The 16,008-nt window shown below is 61.1% G+C and carries 13 protein-coding genes; 7 read left to right on the forward strand and 6 right to left on the reverse strand.

Features of this window, described 5'->3' with window-relative positions; genetic code table 11:
• Positions 1-136: 136 nt before the first annotated feature.
• The 3 genes from NFR47_RS01935 to NFR47_RS01945 form a co-directional block, all read right to left on the reverse strand.
• A complete protein-coding gene (locus NFR47_RS01935; protein WP_251213898.1) occupies positions 137-1,399 on the reverse strand; it encodes an anaerobic sulfatase maturase in 1,263 nt (420 codons plus the stop codon).
• Positions 1,400-1,676: 277 nt separating this feature from the next.
• Positions 1,677-2,963, reverse strand: coding sequence for a phosphopyruvate hydratase (gene eno, locus NFR47_RS01940; RefSeq protein ID WP_251213899.1), 1,287 nt, complete (start codon positions 2,961-2,963; stop codon positions 1,677-1,679).
• A gap of 222 nt (positions 2,964-3,185) precedes the next feature.
• Positions 3,186-4,394: an S-adenosylmethionine:tRNA ribosyltransferase-isomerase gene (locus NFR47_RS01945; protein ID WP_251213900.1), complete on the reverse strand. Its 1,209-nt coding sequence runs from the start codon at positions 4,392-4,394 to the stop codon at positions 3,186-3,188.
• A gap of 171 nt (positions 4,395-4,565) precedes the next feature.
• Here NFR47_RS01945 and nadB point away from each other — a divergent pair, with 171 nt between their 5' ends.
• From nadB to NFR47_RS01960, 3 genes are all read left to right on the forward strand, one after another.
• Complete coding sequence (gene nadB / locus NFR47_RS01950) at positions 4,566-6,125, forward strand: L-aspartate oxidase (protein ID WP_251213901.1); 1,560 nt, start codon at positions 4,566-4,568, stop codon at positions 6,123-6,125.
• A 124-nt stretch (positions 6,126-6,249) separates the two neighbouring features.
• Positions 6,250-7,833 (forward strand): peptide chain release factor 3, encoded by a 1,584-nt coding sequence (locus NFR47_RS01955; RefSeq protein ID WP_251213902.1) that lies wholly within the window; start codon positions 6,250-6,252, stop codon positions 7,831-7,833.
• A 149-nt stretch (positions 7,834-7,982) separates the two neighbouring features.
• Entirely contained in the window at positions 7,983-8,723 is a 741-nt protein-coding gene (locus NFR47_RS01960; protein WP_251213903.1) for a YczE/YyaS/YitT family protein, read from the forward strand.
• 64 nt (positions 8,724-8,787) lie between these two features.
• Here the strand turns inward: NFR47_RS01960 and NFR47_RS01965 are convergent, their stop codons facing one another.
• Together NFR47_RS01965 and galE are read right to left on the reverse strand one after the other, a co-directional pair.
• Positions 8,788-9,687 (reverse strand): nucleotidyltransferase family protein, encoded by a 900-nt coding sequence (locus NFR47_RS01965; protein ID WP_251213904.1) that lies wholly within the window; start codon positions 9,685-9,687, stop codon positions 8,788-8,790.
• Between the two features lie 45 nt (positions 9,688-9,732).
• Positions 9,733-10,761: a UDP-glucose 4-epimerase GalE gene (gene galE / locus NFR47_RS01970; RefSeq protein ID WP_251213905.1), complete on the reverse strand. Its 1,029-nt coding sequence runs from the start codon at positions 10,759-10,761 to the stop codon at positions 9,733-9,735.
• A gap of 294 nt (positions 10,762-11,055) precedes the next feature.
• On the opposite strand from galE, the gene lnt reads away from it, so the two are divergent.
• On the forward strand, positions 11,056-12,618 hold the full coding sequence (lnt, locus tag NFR47_RS01975; protein WP_251213906.1) for an apolipoprotein N-acyltransferase: 1,563 nt from the start codon (positions 11,056-11,058) through the stop codon (positions 12,616-12,618).
• A gap of 12 nt (positions 12,619-12,630) precedes the next feature.
• Positions 12,631-13,923: a bifunctional folylpolyglutamate synthase/dihydrofolate synthase gene (locus tag NFR47_RS01980; RefSeq protein WP_251213907.1), complete on the forward strand. Its 1,293-nt coding sequence runs from the start codon at positions 12,631-12,633 to the stop codon at positions 13,921-13,923.
• Between the two features lie 224 nt (positions 13,924-14,147).
• Here the strand turns inward: NFR47_RS01980 and NFR47_RS01985 are convergent, their stop codons facing one another.
• Entirely contained in the window at positions 14,148-14,453 is a 306-nt protein-coding gene (locus tag NFR47_RS01985) for a DUF3467 domain-containing protein (protein ID WP_251213908.1), read from the reverse strand.
• Between the two features lie 187 nt (positions 14,454-14,640).
• On the opposite strand from NFR47_RS01985, the gene NFR47_RS01990 reads away from it, so the two are divergent.
• Together NFR47_RS01990 and cmk are read left to right on the forward strand one after the other, a co-directional pair.
• Positions 14,641-15,318, forward strand: a complete 678-nt coding sequence (locus NFR47_RS01990; RefSeq protein ID WP_251213909.1) for a LysE family translocator — start codon at positions 14,641-14,643, stop codon at positions 15,316-15,318.
• Complete coding sequence (gene cmk / locus NFR47_RS01995; protein ID WP_251213910.1) at positions 15,305-16,006, forward strand: (d)CMP kinase; 702 nt, start codon at positions 15,305-15,307, stop codon at positions 16,004-16,006. The genes NFR47_RS01990 and cmk overlap by 14 nt, the downstream gene beginning before the upstream one ends.
• Positions 16,007-16,008: the final 2 nt, after the last annotated feature.

A 16,008-nucleotide genomic window follows, 5' to 3' on the forward strand; every position in this document is an offset into this window, starting at 1 on the left:
AATGGCCGCCCCGCGACTGCTGCGCAGTTCGAGCCCCCTCTTCCACCCCCATTTTTCAAGAACAAGGCGTCCAACAAAATTGGACGCCTTTGTTTTGTCGGGTAAATCGCGGATCAACCGATGACCTGCCTGCGAATCATGGCCGGACCAACCCCATCCGCTGCCGGGCGAAAGGCATGACCCACGCCGGAGGTTGGTTCCGGCCGAGCAGTCCGCGCATGTAATCCATATAAGGCTCGGCGTGGCGAAAGTATTGCAACAGCCCCTCGCACAACGAATTCTTGCGGCAGCCGTCCGCTCCGGTCTCGAACCGATGCTTGGGACACTCGCCGCGACATGCGAAATAATAGTTGCAGCGCAGGCACTCGGCGGGCAGCGCGTTGCGCTTGGCCAGCCCGAAGTCGCGGCGCTTCCGGGACCGATAGATTTCGGAAAGCGGCGTGTCGCGGATATTGCCCAACCGATATTCGGGGTAGACGAAGTGGTCGCAGGAATAGACGTCGCCGTTGTGTTCGACCACCAGCGCGTCGCCGCAGGTCTCGCCCATCGAACAGACGCCCGGCGGAACGCCGCACCACTGCGCCAGCGTGGCCTCGAACAGCTGCACGTAACATTGCCCCACGTCGCTCACCACCCACCGGTCGAAAACGTCGCACAGAAAATCGCCGTAGCCTTTCGCCGTGACGGACCATTCGGCCAGCCGCGCCCCCTCGTGCTCCGGCGAAACGATTGCCGGGCGGCACATCCCGGGACGGTCGACGACATGCTCCACAGCAGGCAGGAACTGCATGTAACGGCTGCCGACCGTATCGCGAAAAAAACGGTATATTTCGGCGCCGCGCCCCTCGCACATCCGGTTCACGACGCTCAACGTATTGTATTCCACCCCGAAGTCGCGCAGCAGCCCGACGGCCCGCATCACCTGCCCGAACGTCGGCGCACCGCCCTTGGTCGTGCGGAACGCATCGTGAATCTCTTCGGGCCCGTCGAGCGAAACGCCCACCAGAAAAGCGTTGGCCGCAAAAAATTCGGCCCATGCCTCGTCGATCAGCACCCCGTTGGTCTGCAACGTGTTTTCGATATGCTTGCCGTCGGCATACCGCCGCTGCAAAGCAACCGCCCTGCGGTAGAAATCGAGCCCCAGCAACAGCGGCTCCCCGCCATGCCAGCAAAACTGCACGGTCGGCACTTCGTTGGCCTGGATGTACTGGCGGACATAGAGTTCCAGCAGTTCGTCGCTCATGACGGCCTGGCGGCCGCCGTACTGCACCACCTTGTCGAGATAATAACAATAGCGGCAATCGAGGTTGCAGGCCGAACCCGCAGGCTTGAGCATCGTGGTGAACGCAACGGGCCCCGCCTGCTTCTCCGCATCGCGAAAGGTGAAAATATCCTTCATCGTCGTAAAAATACGACATCGGTTCGGGATTTCAAAACGCCGCCCCGGCAAAACCGACTGCGGCCAAGGTTGCGGCAAAAAAAATCCGCACTTATACTCTGTCCGTCTCCTGCGGCTCTTGGAGCCGCGCGGGCCGCAGCCTCCCCCGGCGGAGGCCCGCAAGCGTGCCCCGCAGGCTGCGTCCGAAAACCCTGCCTGCCCAGCGGCCATGTTACAGACAAAAAAAATTCCGGCAGCCTATTGCAGACTGCCGGAACCGGTTATTGAAGTGCGAAACTTACTTGCGGTACACCTTGGTATAGCCGTAAATCGCTTCGTCGCCCAGCTCCTCTTCGATGCGGAGCAGCTGGTTGTACTTGGCCATACGGTCCGAACGCGACATCGAACCGGTCTTGATCTGACCCGAGTTGGTAGCCACGGCGATGTCGGCGATGGTCGAATCCTCGGTCTCGCCCGAGCGGTGCGACGTTACCGACGTGTAGCCTGCACGGTGTGCCATTTCGATGGCGTCGAGCGTCTCGGTCAGCGAACCGATCTGGTTCACCTTGATGAGAATCGAGTTGCCGCAGCCCATTTCGATGCCCTTCTTCAGGAAGTCGACGTTCGTCACGAACAAGTCGTCGCCGACCAGCTGGCACTTGTCGCCGATGGTGGCGGTCAGCAGCTGCCAGCCCTCCCAGTCGTTCTCCGACATGCCGTCCTCGATCGAATCGATGGGGTATTTCTCCACAAGGCCCTTGAGGTACTCGACCTGCTCCTTCGACGAACGCTTGGCACCCTTGTCACCCTCGAAGATGGTGTAGTCGTAGATGCCGTCCTTGTAGAACTCCGACGAAGCGCAGTCCATGCCGATCATCACGTCCTTGCCGGGAACATAGCCCGCCTTTTCGATGGCCTTGATGATGGAATCGAGAGCGTCCTCCGTACCGTTCAGCGCGGGAGCGAAACCGCCCTCGTCGCCCACAGCCGTCGACAGGCCGCGCTCGTGCAGCACCTTCTTGAGGTTGTGGAACACCTCGGCGCCCATGCGCAGACCCTCCTTGAGCGACGGAGCGCCCACGGGACGAATCATGAACTCCTGGAACGCGATGGGAGCGTCGGAGTGCGAACCGCCGTTGATGATGTTCATCATCGGCACGGGCAGCGTCTTGGCGTTGGCACCGCCGATATAGCGGTAGAGGGGCATCCCGAAGTAGTCGGCGGCAGCGCGTGCCACGGCCAGCGATACGCCCAGAATGGCGTTGGCGCCCAGGTTCGACTTGGTTTTCGTGCCGTCGAGGGCAATCATCGTCTTGTCGATGCCCACCTGGTCGGCTACGTTCATGCCGATGATGGCCGGAGCGATTTTCTCGTTCACGTTCTTCACAGCGTTCAGCACGCCCTTGCCCAGGTAGCGGCCCTTGTCGCCGTCGCGCAACTCCAGCGCCTCGTTTTCGCCCGTCGACGCACCGCTCGGCACGGCAGCACGACCGAAAGCACCCGATACGGTGCGCACTTCGACCTCGACGGTCGGATTTCCTCGCGAATCGAGGATCTCTCTTGCATGAATCTCTACAATCTGCATAGTCTTATGAATTTGATTGGTTACTGAATCTTTCGCACAAATCTGCCGCTCCGGACCTCAGTCCCCGGCTTCCGGCCGCGGAGACCCGCCATGGGTGCGTGCCGTCCGCAACGTTCCGCCCGAAAAACCGGCAGTGCCGCAAAGGTATAAAATTATTGCGAATCGGCGTTGTCCGTTGTTATTTTTTTCACGCTTCGCCTGCCGCAGCCCGGCAAAAGCGCCCTACCGCATCAGCAGCGAAGAATCGCCGTAGCTCAAGAAACGGAAATCGTGCGCGAGAGCGTAGTCGTAGATGCGCCGCCAGTCGTCGCCGACATAAGCCGCGACCAGCAGCAGCAGCGTGGACGAGGGCTGGTGGAAATTGGTGACGATGCGGCTGACGATACGGAATTCGTAGCCCAGCGGCGTAATCATGATTTGCGTGGCGGCTTTCAGCCGGTCGAGCCCCTGCGCATCCATATAGGCCAGCAGTTCCGCCAACGCATCGCGGCCCGAAAATTCGTGGGGAACGTCGTACAACTCCCATTGTCCGATGACCCGCCCGGCGTCGGGAGTTCCGGCCGTGCGGATTCGCCACGCAAGAGCCGTCAGCGATTCGAGCGTACGCACCGAAGTGGTTCCCACGGCCGTGATGTGGCCCCATTTTTCGAGCAGCCGCGCCACCGTCGAACGCCGCACCTCGAAATGCTCGGTGTGCATCGGGTGCCGCGCGGCGTCCTCCTCCTTGACGGGCAGGAACGTTCCCGCACCCACATGGAGCGTCACCTCCTCGAACCCGAAACCGCGCTGCTCCATTTCGCCGATCAGTTCGGGCGTGAAGTGCAGCCCGGCCGTCGGCGCCGCGACCGAACCCTCGAATTTCGAGTAGACGGTCTGATAGCGCGTATTGTCGATTTCCTGGCTTTCACGATTGAGGTAGGGCGGAATCGGAATCCGGCCCAGGCATTCGAGCAGCTGGCCGAACGTCAGCGGCGCCGACCACTCGAAGCGCACGAGCCGCTCGCGCCCCTCCTCTCCGACCAGCCACGCCCGCAGATACTCGGGACGCCCCTCGTGCTCGAAGTTGATTTCGACATAGCCCTCTTTCCATTTCTTGACGTTGCCCACGATGCACGACCACTCGCAGCTGCCCGTCACGGCGAACGCCCGTTCGTAGTCGGCCGGAGCGTGGGGTTCGAGACAGAACACCTCGATGCGGGCGCCCGAGGGCTTGTGCATGATGACCCGGGCCCGGATGACTTTCGTGTTGTTGAACACCAGCAGCTCCCCGGCAGGCAGCGCGTCGCCTATCTGCACGAAACGCCGTTCACCGATTTCGCCGCCCTGCCACACCAGCAGCTTGGAATCGCTGCGCCGCGCCAGCGGAAATTTGGCGATCCGCTCCTCGGGCAGGTCGTAGCAGTAGTCGCCGATAGCTATGTGTCGTTCCATCTTCGTCTTGTTTGGGTGCGCAAAGTTAAGAAAAAACAGCGATTCTCCGCTCCGGGCCCGCCCCGATACGATACCGCCGGGCCCGGTTCCGAACGGCCTTTCGCTTTCGGGTTTTCAACTTTCGCCTTATTTTCGTATCTTCGCGACGCATTATTAAAAGGTATCAACCCGATGAAAACCGACTTTCTGGTGATCGGCTCCGGCGCCGCGGGTCTCACGTTCGCGCTCAAGGCCGCCGCCCACGGCCATGTCACCATCGTGACGAAAGGCGAGATGAAGGAGTGCAACACCAACTATGCCCAGGGCGGCATCTGTTCGGTGACCTACGCCCCCGACACGTTCGAGAAGCACATCGAGGACACGCTGGTCTGCGGCGCGGGCAAGTGCCGGCAGGAGGCGGTCGAGCTGGTGGTGCGCCATGCGCCCGATTCCATCCGCGACCTCATCGGCTGGGGCACGCGCTTCGACAAGACGCCCGACGGCCGCTTCGAGCTCAACCGCGAGGGGGGCCACACCGAGCACCGCATCCTCCACCATGAAGACCTCACGGGCGCCGAAATCGAACGGGCCCTTATCCAATCGGTCCGCAGCCACCCCGACATCACCGTGCTGGAACACCATTTCGCCGTCGACCTGCTGACGCAGCACCACCTGGGCGAATTCGTCACGCGCCACACCCGCGGGCTCGCCTGCTTCGGGGCCTACGTCCTCAACGAGCGGACCAACGAAATCGAGACCATGCTGGCCAAAGTCACCGTCGTCGCGACGGGCGGCTGCGGCAACATCTACTCCACGACCTCCAATCCCGTCGTAGCTACAGGCGACGGCATCGCCATGTGCCACCGCGCCAAGGCGCTGACCGAGAACATGGAGTTCATCCAGTTCCACCCCACGACGCTCTACAACCCGGGCGAGAAGCCCAATTTCCTCATTACGGAGGCGATGCGCGGCTTCGGCGCCATCCTGCGTCTGCAGTCGGGCGAGGAGTTCATGGACAAGTACCACCCCATGAAATCGCTGGCCCCGCGCGACGTGGTGGCCCGCGCCATCTACCGCGAAATGACCCGCCGGGGCGAAGATTTCGTCTATCTGGACGTCACCCACAAGGACCCCGAAGCGGTCCGCAGCCACTTCCCCAACATCTACGAGAAGTGCCGTTCGATAGGCATCGACATCACGCGCGACCTGATTCCGGTGACCCCGGCGGCCCACTACTGCTGCGGCGGCGTCAAGGTCGACACCGACGGGCAGACCTCCGTCAAACGGCTCTACGCCTTGGGCGAAACCTCCTGCACGGGGCTCCACGGCGCCAACCGGCTGGCCTCCAATTCGCTCATCGAAGCGGTGGTCTACGCCGACCGGGCTGCGGCCCACGCTGCGGCAGAGCTCGGCAAAACGGATTTCCAGGAAGGCATTCCCGACTGGGATTTCGAGGGCACGCAGCACACTGAGGAGATGCTGATGATCATCCAGTCCAAGCGCGAGATGCAGACCATCATGTCCAACTACGTGGGCATCGTCCGCTCGAACCTCTCGCTCAAGCGCGCCATGCGCCGCCTGTCGACCCTCTACGAGGAGACCGAGGAGCTCTACGGCAAGACCAAGCCCAACCGCGAGCTGTGCGAACTGCGCAACATGATTGCCGTGGCCTACCTCGTCATCAAGCAGGGCCGCGAAATCAAGGAATCGGTGGGCTGCCACTATAATATAGACTATCCCAAAGAGAATTAAAAATGAAAAATTAAGAATTAAAAATCATTTTTCCGGAAGTTGGCCTTGCAGCAGAACAGGACACCGCTCGGTTCCCGACCTCCGCAATTTTTAATTTTTCATTCTTAATTTTTAATTACCGACTATGGCTTTACACGACGAAATAGCGCGCCGCCGCACCTTTGCGGTCATCGCGCACCCCGACGCGGGCAAGACGACCCTGACCGAAAAACTGCTCCTGTTCGGCGGCGCCATCCATGTGGCCGGAGCCGTCAAGAGCAACAAAATCAAGAAAGGCGCCACCTCCGACTTCATGGAAATCGAGCGCCAGCGCGGTATTTCGGTCGCCACGGCCGTCATGGGATTCGAGTATGCCGGCTGCAAAATCAACATCCTCGACACCCCCGGCCACGAGGATTTCGCCGAGGACACCTACCGCACCCTCACAGCCGTCGATTCGGTCATCATCGTCATCGACGGCGCCAAGGGCGTCGAGGCCCAGACGCGCAAGCTGATGGAGGTATGCCGCATGCGCAAAACCCCCGTCATCGTCTTTATCAACAAGCTCGACCGCCCCTCCAAGGAACCGTTCGACCTGCTGGACGAGGTGGAAAAGGAGCTGCACATCCGCGTGCGGCCGCTGGCATTCCCCATCTCCAACGGCCCGACGTTCAAGGGGGTCTACAACCTCTACGAAAAGAGCCTTTCGCTCTTCACCTCGGACGAGAAGCAGACGGCCGACGCTTCGACGGTCGAAATCCGCGACCTGCAAGCTCCCGCGCTGGCAGAGCACATCGGCGCCAAGTTCGCCGAGCAACTGCGGCAGGACGTCGAGCTGGTGGAGGGCGTCTACGACGCATTCGACCGCGAGGCCTACCTGCGCGGCGAGCTGGCACCCGTATTCTTCGGCTCGGCGGTCAACAACTTCGGCGTGCGCGAACTGCTCGAATGCTTCGTGCGCATCGCCCCCGCACCGCGTCCGGCACCTACCGAAACACGCACCGTAGAGCCGCAGGAAGGCAAAATGACGGGCTTCGTCTTCAAGATACACGCCAACATGGACCCCAACCACCGCGACCGCATCGCCTTTCTGAAAATCTGTTCGGGGACTTTCGAGCGCAACAAGAACTACCTCCACGTGCGCAGCGGCAAGCAGATGAAATTCTCGTCGCCCACGGCGTTCATGGCCGAAAAGAAATCGGTCATCGACACCGCCTACCCCGGCGACATCGTGGGTCTGCACGACACGGGCAACTTCAAGATAGGCGACACCTTCACCGAGGGCGAACCTCTCAAGTTCACGGGCATCCCGTCGTTCGCGCCCGAGCAGTTCCGCTACATCGAGAACGCCGACCCGATGAAGTTCAAGCAGCTGGCCAAGGGCATCGACCAGCTCATGGACGAGGGTGTGGCGCAGCTTTTCACCAGCTCCCTCAACGGCCGCAAAATCATCGGCACGGTGGGCGCGCTCCAGTTCGAGGTCATCCAATACCGCCTGGAGCACGAATACAACGCTTCGTGCCGCTGGGAGCCGATTTCGATTTACAAGGCCTGCTGGATCGAGAGCGACAACGCCTCGCAGCTCGCCGACTTCAAGAAACGCAAGCACACCAACATGGCCGTCGACAAGCACGGCCGCGATGTCTTCCTTGCCGACACGAGTTATGCGCTCGCGCTGGCACAGGAAAATTTCAAGGACATCCGGTTCTCGTTCGCCAGCGAGTTCTGACAAGGCAAAACGTCTCAATCAAGTGGAGGGTTCGTGCACGAACCCTCTTTCTTTGTCTTCCTCAAACCCACTGCTACCCAAAAACTCGCGATTGTCTTTCTTTTTTGTAATTTTGCATTCCGAAAAAACAGACCTTCAGGTCAGAAATCATGAAAGAAAAAATCGTTTCGTTTTGCTGGCAGCATCTGCTGTTGCTTTTGTCGCTGTTCGTCATGACCATAGGCGTCGCCGTCTGCTTGCGTTCGATGCTGGGTTCGAGCGTCATCAGCGTACTGCCCTACGTCTTCGCAAGTGCGGGCGGGCACGCCCTGGTGCCCGCGCTGACCATCGGACAATACACCTACATCATGAACTTCGTGCTCGTCCTCGGCCAGATTCTGGTGCTGCGGCGCCGCTTCGAATGGGTGCAGTTGTTCCAGCTGGTCATCGGCTTCCTCTTCGGCATGCTCATCGACGTGAACATGCGGCTTACCTCGTGGCTCATGCCCGTCGGTCTCTGGCAGCAGGCATTGGCCCAGGCGGTCGGATGCACCCTGCTCGGCATCGGCATCGCGCTCGAAGTACGCTGCGGCAGCGTGACCATGCCCGGCGAGGGATTTCCCGTCGCTGTCAGCCGAACGACGGGCATCGACTTCCCCAAGGTGAAAATCGCCGTCGACATCCTGCTCGTGGGCCTCGGCATAGCGGCCTGCTATCTCTTTTTCGGGGCGTGGCAATGGCACATCGTAGGCATCGGCACGCTCTTCGCCATGTTCTACGTAGGTATCGTAGTACGCCTGACCGGCCGACACCTCGGATGGTTCGACCGTCTGCTGGCCTATCGTCCGGGCTTCCGGCGCTACATCTACGGCCTGGCCCGGTTCATCTACAACGGCAAACCGGCAAAATAAAACAAGACCCGGAGCATCTTCTCCGGGTCTTGCGTTGACAGATACCGGTTTTCCCGCCTGACGACTACCAGAGTTTTTCGGGATACTCTCCGGCGTCGACCAGCGCCCGGATTTTGTCGACCACGCCCTGCCGGTCCTCGGCATAGGTCACGCCGAACCACCGGGCCGTGGTGTCGAGCACTTCGACCGTCGCCTTACCGCTCACAATCAATTCGTTGACCACGAACGGAATATAAAATTCAGCCTTGGGCCGGTCGATATTTTCGGCCAAAAAAGTCTTGAACAGCTCCTCCGAATAACGGAAATAGTCGGGCGTGAAGCCCCACATGTTCATCGACACCGGCGTCGTCTCGGACGTCGTCTCGGGCCGCCCGTCATCGCCCGTAAAGGTAATCTCGCCATTCACGCGCGCAATGTCGGTCCGTTCGGTCACGCCGGTCAGATAGCCCTCGGCATCGGTCCGGCAGACGCCCCGCGACACGGTGCCACTCTCCGACAGGGTGTTGCCCACGCGGTAGCCCACCATGCAATAACGGTTCTCGCCCTCGGCCTGCGAAAGCCATTCGGCCAGCACGCGGAAACCGTCGCGGCCGTAGAAATCGTCGGCATTGATGACGGCGAACGGCTCACGGATGGCGTCCTTGCCCATCAGCACGGCGTGGTTGGTTCCCCACGGTTTGGTCCGCTCCGCCGGGCAGGCGAAGCCCTCGGGCAGCGCGTCGACCGACTGGAAAACCACCTCCACAGGAACGTGGTTCGCGTATTTCGCAAGCACCTTTTCGCGGAAATCCTGCTCGAAATCCCTGCGGATGACGAAGACCACCTTGCCGAAGCCGCTGCGCACGGCGTCGAAAATCGAGTAATCCATAATCGTTTCGCCGTGGGGTCCCACCCCGTCCAGCTGTTTCAGACCGCCGTAGCGCGACCCCATGCCGGCCGCCAGCACAAAAAGCGTAGGTTTCATTATCATTGTATTAAATTTCTGTCGACATTGCCAGCCACCGATTCTCTATTCCATTCCTCTAAGGTGCTTTTCCCAAGCCCAGGCCGTGCGCAACGTCTCTTCGAGCGGACGTTCGGCCTGCCAGCCCAGCTCCTTGGCCGCCAGCTCCGTATCGGCCCACACGGCAGGCACATCTCCGGCTCGCCGCGGTGCAAACTTGTGCGGCACCTCCACGCTGTTGGCCTTTTCAAACCCCTCGACCAGCTCCAACACCGAAACGGGCCGACCTGTTCCGATGTTGAAAACCTCGTAGGAACTCTTCATGCGCCCCTGCACCATACGCTCCACGGCCGCCACATGCGCCCGGGCCAGGTCGACCACATCAATATAGTCGCGCAGACATGTGCCATCGGGCGTATCGTAGTCGTTACCGAAAATCGAAAGACAAGGGCGGACGCCTGCGGCCGTCTGCGTGATGTAAGGCACCAGATTCTGCGGTACCCCGCGCGGCAACTCGCCGATCAGGGCCGACGGATGGGCCCCGATGGGGTTGAAATAGCGCAGCGCGATGCCCCGCATGCCGGCGTAGGCCGCACAACAGTCGTGCAGGATATCCTCGGCCACCTGCTTGGTTTTGCCGTAGGGCGAAGTCGCGGGCATGCGCGGCGACCGTTCGGTCACCGGCAGCACATCAGCCTCGCCGTAAACCGTGGCCGACGACGAAAATAAAATGTCGGGCCGTCCGAACTCGCGCATCAAGGAGCACAGGTTCATAAACGACGTCAAGTTGTTGCGGTAGTATTTGAGCGGATCGTCCACCGACTCGCCCACGGCTTTGAACGCCGCGAAGTGGATCGCCGCATCGAACGGGTATCTTTCAAAGAGACCGCGCAAGGCCTTTTCGTCGCAGGCATCGACCTGCTCGAACGGCACATCGACACCCGTGATGCGCCGCACCCCTTCGACGGCGGAGGCCTCCGAATTGGAAAGGCTGTCGGCAATCACCGCTCCGTATCCCGCGCCGACCAGCTCGACGACCGTATGCGTGCCGATATAACCGGCGCCGCCAAAAACAAGCACACTCCCTTTCTTCATAGACTTCTCAAAAACGCCATATAGCTATCGGCCCGGCTTGACGAACAACGTAGCACTCGGTGTGAATCAAAGCAATTTTTTCAACAGCAGCCTTGGTTTCCATGGCATTCATCAATCGGTTCCGACGTGCGGCAAGCATCGCCGGCACGAATAATCAAGCAAATATACGTTTTTTTTCGCTCCGTTACCACACATGCCGCACAAAACCCGCATACCGGCAATCGCATTGCGCTCCTTTTTATTTTGAAATATGCCGTCGTTTGACTACTTTTGCACGCATAAAATCACCCCTACATGTCTCGTAAAATCGCGGCGGCAATCGGTTCGGTCCTCCTGCTCTCGGGAGGCTGGCTTTCGCTTTCGGGGCTCACGCTGCCTGTGGCGCTCGTGCCGCTGCTGTGGATAAGTTCGACTTACGACGCATCGCGCCGCTCGTGGTGGCGCATGCTGGGGTGGGCGGCGCTCGCTTTCGCGCTGTGGAACATCGCCACCATCTGGTGGATATGGAACGCCACGCCCGTGGGGCCCGTTGCAGCCACGCTCGCGTCCACGACGCTGAACCTCGTGGCTTTCATGCTCTACCACAGCGTCTCCAAAAAAGGTCCCAAGGCGCTGGCCTACACGGTGCTGGTCGCCGCATGGCTCGCCACCGAATACTGGTACACCGTGGGCGAATTCTCGTGGCCGTGGCTCATCCTCGGCAACGGTTTCTCGCACGACGTGTGGGCCGTGCAGTGGTACGAATATACGGGTGTCTTCGGCGGTTCGCTGTGGGTGCTGCTCTGCAACATTCTCTTTTTCGAGGCTTGGCAGGCGCGGCGCAGCGTACGGCGCTGGGTGGCGGCCGCGTGCATGCTGCTTCTGCCCATGCTTCTCTCGCTCGGCATCTGGCTGAGCTGGGAGCAGCCCGACGAGGGCACGGCCCGCGTGACCATCGTTCAGCCCAACGTCGACTGCTACGACAAGTTCCACACCGACGCCGCGCGGCAGGAACGCAACCTCATCGACCTGCTGGCCCGTGTTCCGGCCGATGCGCAGTTCATCCTCCTGCCCGAAACGGCCCTGCCGGGCTACTACCGCGAACCCGCCGTCGCAGGCCAATTTCCCAACGAACTTCTCGACACGCTCCGCCGCCACGCTCCCGGCGCCCTGCTCGTCACCGGAGCCAACACCCTGCGCCGCTACCCCGCGGGAGCACGGACCCGCACGGCCCGCCGCTATGCCGACGGCACCTACTACGACATTTTCAATTCCGCCCTCGGGCTCGACACCGCAGGCCGCCGCCAAATCCACCACAAGGGCCGGCTGGTCATCGGCGTGGAGAAAACCCCCATGCCGTGGCTTTTCGAGTGGCTGGAATTCCTGGTCATCGACCTCGGCGGCACGCTCGGGCAAATCGGCGTGGGCCCGCACGGCACAGCGTTCACGCACAACGGTGTTTCCGTCGGCCCGGCCATCTGCTACGAGGGGCTCTACGGCGACTTCTACGGCGGTTTCGTCCGCCGCGGCGCGCAGTTCATGGCCATCGTCTCCAACGACGGCTGGTGGGGCGACACGCCGGGCTACCGCCACCTGTTCACCATTTCGCGCCTGCGGGCCATCGAACACCGCCGCGCCGTCGCCCGCTCGGCCAACACGGGGCGCTCGGGCTTCATTTCGGCCCGCGGCGACACGGGCGCGGCCCTCGGCTGGGAAGAACGCGGCATCCTCACGGCCGACGTGCCGCTCAACTCCCGACAGACTTTCTACACCCGCTACGGCGACTACCTGGGCCGCATCGCCGAATACGTCCTGCTGCTCTCGCTGCTCTACTACCTCGCCTACCGGGTCCGCAAACGCAATCACCTCGTACAATAGCACAACTTCGGTATGAACTACACCCAGACCCTCGAATTCCTCTTTCAGGCCCTGCCCGCCTACGAAACCAAAGGCGCCACGGCCTACAAACCGGGATTGGAGCGTATCGCCGCATTCTGCCGCCACATGGGCAACCCGCAGCGCAACTTCTTCACCGTCCACGTGGCCGGCACCAACGGCAAAGGCAGCGTCTCGCACATCATCGCCTCGGTGCTCCAGCAGGCGGGCTACCGCACGGGGCTCTTCACGTCGCCCCATCTGGCGGATTTCCGCGAGCGCATCCGGGTCGACGGCGAGATGATTCCCAAGCAGAAGGTGGTGAACTTCGTCGACAAGCACCACGACAAGATGGTCGAACTGGGGCTTTCGTTCTTCGAGATGACCGCGGCCATGGCGTTCGACTTCTTCGCGCAGAGCGACGTCGAAGTGGCCGTCATCGAGACCGGGCTGGGCGGACGGCTCGACGCCACGAACATCATCGTGCCTATCGTCAGCGTCATTACCAACGTGGGGCTGGAGCATACCGACCTGCTGGGCGACACCTTGCCGAAGATTGCCGCCGAAAAGGCAGGAATCATCAAGAAAAGCATTCCGGTGGTCGTCGGCGAAAGCGATGTCCGCTACAACCCCGCCATCGAGCAGGCGGCCATGGCCAACAAATCGAAGGTCGTCTATGCCGAAGAAGTCTTCGCCTGCGAAGAACAGCACCCCAAGGAGAACGGTCAGCAGTTCCGGCTGCGCCGCACGCGCGACAACCGCCCTTACGAGATAGAACTCGACCTGGCGGGCAACTACCAGCGCCGCAACATCATCACGGCGGCGGCGACCATCGACTTCCTGCACGAAGAAACCCCGCTCACCATTTCGCGCCGCGCCTTTGTGGAGGGGACCCGCCATGCGGCGGCCAACACTTCGCTGCTCGGCCGCTGGCAGCGCATCGCCGACGCGCCGCTGACCGTCTGCGACACGGGCCACAACGCCCACGGCATTGCCTACGTAGCCGAACAGCTCCAGGCCACGCCGCACGAAAAACTCTATTGTGTGGTAGGATTCGTCCGCGACAAGGATTTGGCGCACATCCTGCCGCTGCTGCCCCGCGATGCGCACTACATTTTCACGGCCGCCCAAAGCCACCGCGCCCTGCCGGCCGCCGAACTCGCCGCCAAGGCCGCCATCTACGGATTGCAGGGCGAAACGGCGGACACCGTACCCGAAGCGCTGGCCCGCGCCCGCGAACTCGCCGCGCCCGAAGACATGATTTTCATCGGCGGAAGCACCTATGTCGTGGCGGAAGCGATGGAGTAATTAAAAATGAAAAATTAAGAATTAAAAATCATTTTTCCGGGAACGGACAGCCATGAGGGGGGGGGCATTCAGCAAAGGCCGCAAACTCCGAGCGCTCCGACCCGGCCGGAAGTCCGTACAGAATATGAATCCGGTCCGCATCTGTTCGGCTCCGACAAATTTAATTTTTCATTCTTAATTTTCAATTACCGAAACGGGAGCCTTTCGAGGCTCCCGTTTCGCTTTTACGCTTCCCCCATCTTGGGTCCGGCGTCGGACGGCTGCTGGGGCGAGGGGATTTCGATTTTGCCGACGCTGCTTTCGTAGCGCACGATATTCTCCTGCAACGACCGCAGCAGGCGCTTGGCATGCTCGGGCGTCAGAATGATGCGGCTCTTGACCCGGGCCTTCTGCACGCCCGGCAACACGGTCGCGAAGTCGACGATGAACTCCGACGTAGAGTGGGATATGATTGCCAGATTGGAATAGTGGCCCTGGGCCACCTGCTCGTCCAGCTCCACATCGAGCCCGAACTGTTTCATCTCTGCCATAGCGTTCCAAGATTGTTGACGGGTACAAAAATACCCTTTTCCGAGGCCCGTTATGCAGGAACCGGGCCGAAGTTTTCGATATTTTATCAACATATCCGACCTTTCGGAGAGCCTGCGGCCCCTTTTTTGAACGTTGCTTGTGCGAATGTCGCAGCTTTTTCGTATCTTCGCATGTTAAACCCGGACTATGTCACTCGAAATTCCCGAACTCCTCTTCCGCGGCATCTGCGTGGGCATCGCGGCGTCGATTACCGTCGGCCCCGTGGCGGTGCTCTGCATCCAGCGCACGCTCTCCAAGAACCGGCGTTCGGGCATCGTCTCGGGCATCGGGGTCGCCTGCGCCGACACCTTCATGGCCATGGCGGCGTTCTTCTTCTACTCGATGCTTCAGAGCCAGATCGAGCAGTACAACACTGTCCTGCGCATCGTCGGCGGGCTGCTGGTCATCGGGGTCGGCATCTACATCTTCTCGCAGAACCCCGTGCCGCAAATCCGGCGCAACCGCGCGGGCAGGAGCTCCCTGTGGCAAGATTTCGTTTCGATCTTCGGGCTGACGATCGCCAACTTCATCATGGTCATCCCCTATATCCTCGCGTTCTTCGCCGTCTTCAACATTTCCAGCGGCGACGTGCAGGGGCAGGGGTTCAGCGGATTCCTGCGGGCCGTGCTGGTCATCGCCGGATTCTTCGGCGGAGCCGCCGCGTGGTGGACCTTCCTGGCGTTCTTCATCAACCTTTTCCGGCGACGGTTCCGGCCGCGCCACATGCTGACTATCAACCACGTAGCAGGAGCCGTCATCGGCATCCTGGGCTTGTACACCATATTATCCACCTTTTTTGACATCTTCCCCAATGTCGGCCACTGATAAGAAAATCATCATCGCCGTCGACGGTTTTTCGTCGTGCGGCAAAAGCACCTTCGCCAAGGCCATCGCGGCCCGCTTAGGCTACATCTTCATCGACACGGGCGCCATGTACCGCGCCGTGACGCTCTACGCTCTGGAGCACGGCGCCATCCGCTCGGGCATCGTCGACGAAGAAGCCGTCTGCCGCCTCCTGGACCAAATCGCCATCACGTTCCGGTTCAATCCCGCGCGCGGCGCCAGCGACATCTATGTCAACGGCGACTTGGTCGAGGGCAAGATACGCACCATCGAGGTGAGCAACTGCGTCAGCCAGGTGAGCGCCATCCCCGCCGTGCGCAAAAAGCTGGTCGCCATGCAGCAGGAAATGGGCCGGCGCCGCGGGGTGGTGATGGACGGCCGCGACATCGGCACGGTGGTATTCCCCGACGCCGAACTGAAGCTCTTCATGACGGCCGACCCGGCCGTGCGGGCCCGGCGCCGCTACGACGAACTGACGGCCAAAGGCCAGCAGGTGACCCTCGAAGAAATCGAGCGCAACGTCCGCGAACGCGACAAGGCCGACATGAGCCGCGCCATATCGCCGCTCCGGCAGGCCGACGACGCCATCGTGCTGGACAACAGCCGCATGACCGTCGACGAACAGATGGAGTGGTTCGTCCGGCTGTTCGACGAAACAACGAAGGGTTGACG

It is taken from the genome of Alistipes muris, assembly GCF_943193205.1.
Lineage (GTDB): Bacteria > Bacteroidota > Bacteroidia > Bacteroidales > Rikenellaceae > Alistipes > Alistipes muris.

Bases quoted from the DNA above. Each gene is read 5' to 3' on its own strand.
- NFR47_RS01935 (WP_251213898.1), bottom strand. From the start codon at position 1,399: ATGAAGGATATTTTCACCTTTCGCGATGCGGAGAAGCAGGCGGGGCCC.
- eno (WP_251213899.1), bottom strand. From the start codon at position 2,963: ATGCAGATTGTAGAGATTCATGCAAGAGAGATCCTCGATTCGCGAGGA.
- NFR47_RS01945 (WP_251213900.1), bottom strand. From the start codon at position 4,394: ATGGAACGACACATAGCTATCGGCGACTACTGCTACGACCTGCCCGAG.
- nadB (WP_251213901.1), top strand. From the start codon at position 4,566: ATGAAAACCGACTTTCTGGTGATCGGCTCCGGCGCCGCGGGTCTCACG.
- NFR47_RS01955 (WP_251213902.1), top strand. From the start codon at position 6,250: ATGGCTTTACACGACGAAATAGCGCGCCGCCGCACCTTTGCGGTCATC.
- NFR47_RS01960 (WP_251213903.1), top strand. From the start codon at position 7,983: ATGAAAGAAAAAATCGTTTCGTTTTGCTGGCAGCATCTGCTGTTGCTT.
- NFR47_RS01965 (WP_251213904.1), bottom strand. From the start codon at position 9,687: ATGAAACCTACGCTTTTTGTGCTGGCGGCCGGCATGGGGTCGCGCTAC.
- galE (WP_251213905.1), bottom strand. From the start codon at position 10,761: ATGAAGAAAGGGAGTGTGCTTGTTTTTGGCGGCGCCGGTTATATCGGC.
- lnt (WP_251213906.1), top strand. From the start codon at position 11,056: ATGTCTCGTAAAATCGCGGCGGCAATCGGTTCGGTCCTCCTGCTCTCG.
- NFR47_RS01980 (WP_251213907.1), top strand. From the start codon at position 12,631: ATGAACTACACCCAGACCCTCGAATTCCTCTTTCAGGCCCTGCCCGCC.
- NFR47_RS01985 (WP_251213908.1), bottom strand. From the start codon at position 14,453: ATGGCAGAGATGAAACAGTTCGGGCTCGATGTGGAGCTGGACGAGCAG.
- NFR47_RS01990 (WP_251213909.1), top strand. From the start codon at position 14,641: ATGTCACTCGAAATTCCCGAACTCCTCTTCCGCGGCATCTGCGTGGGC.
- cmk (WP_251213910.1), top strand. From the start codon at position 15,305: ATGTCGGCCACTGATAAGAAAATCATCATCGCCGTCGACGGTTTTTCG.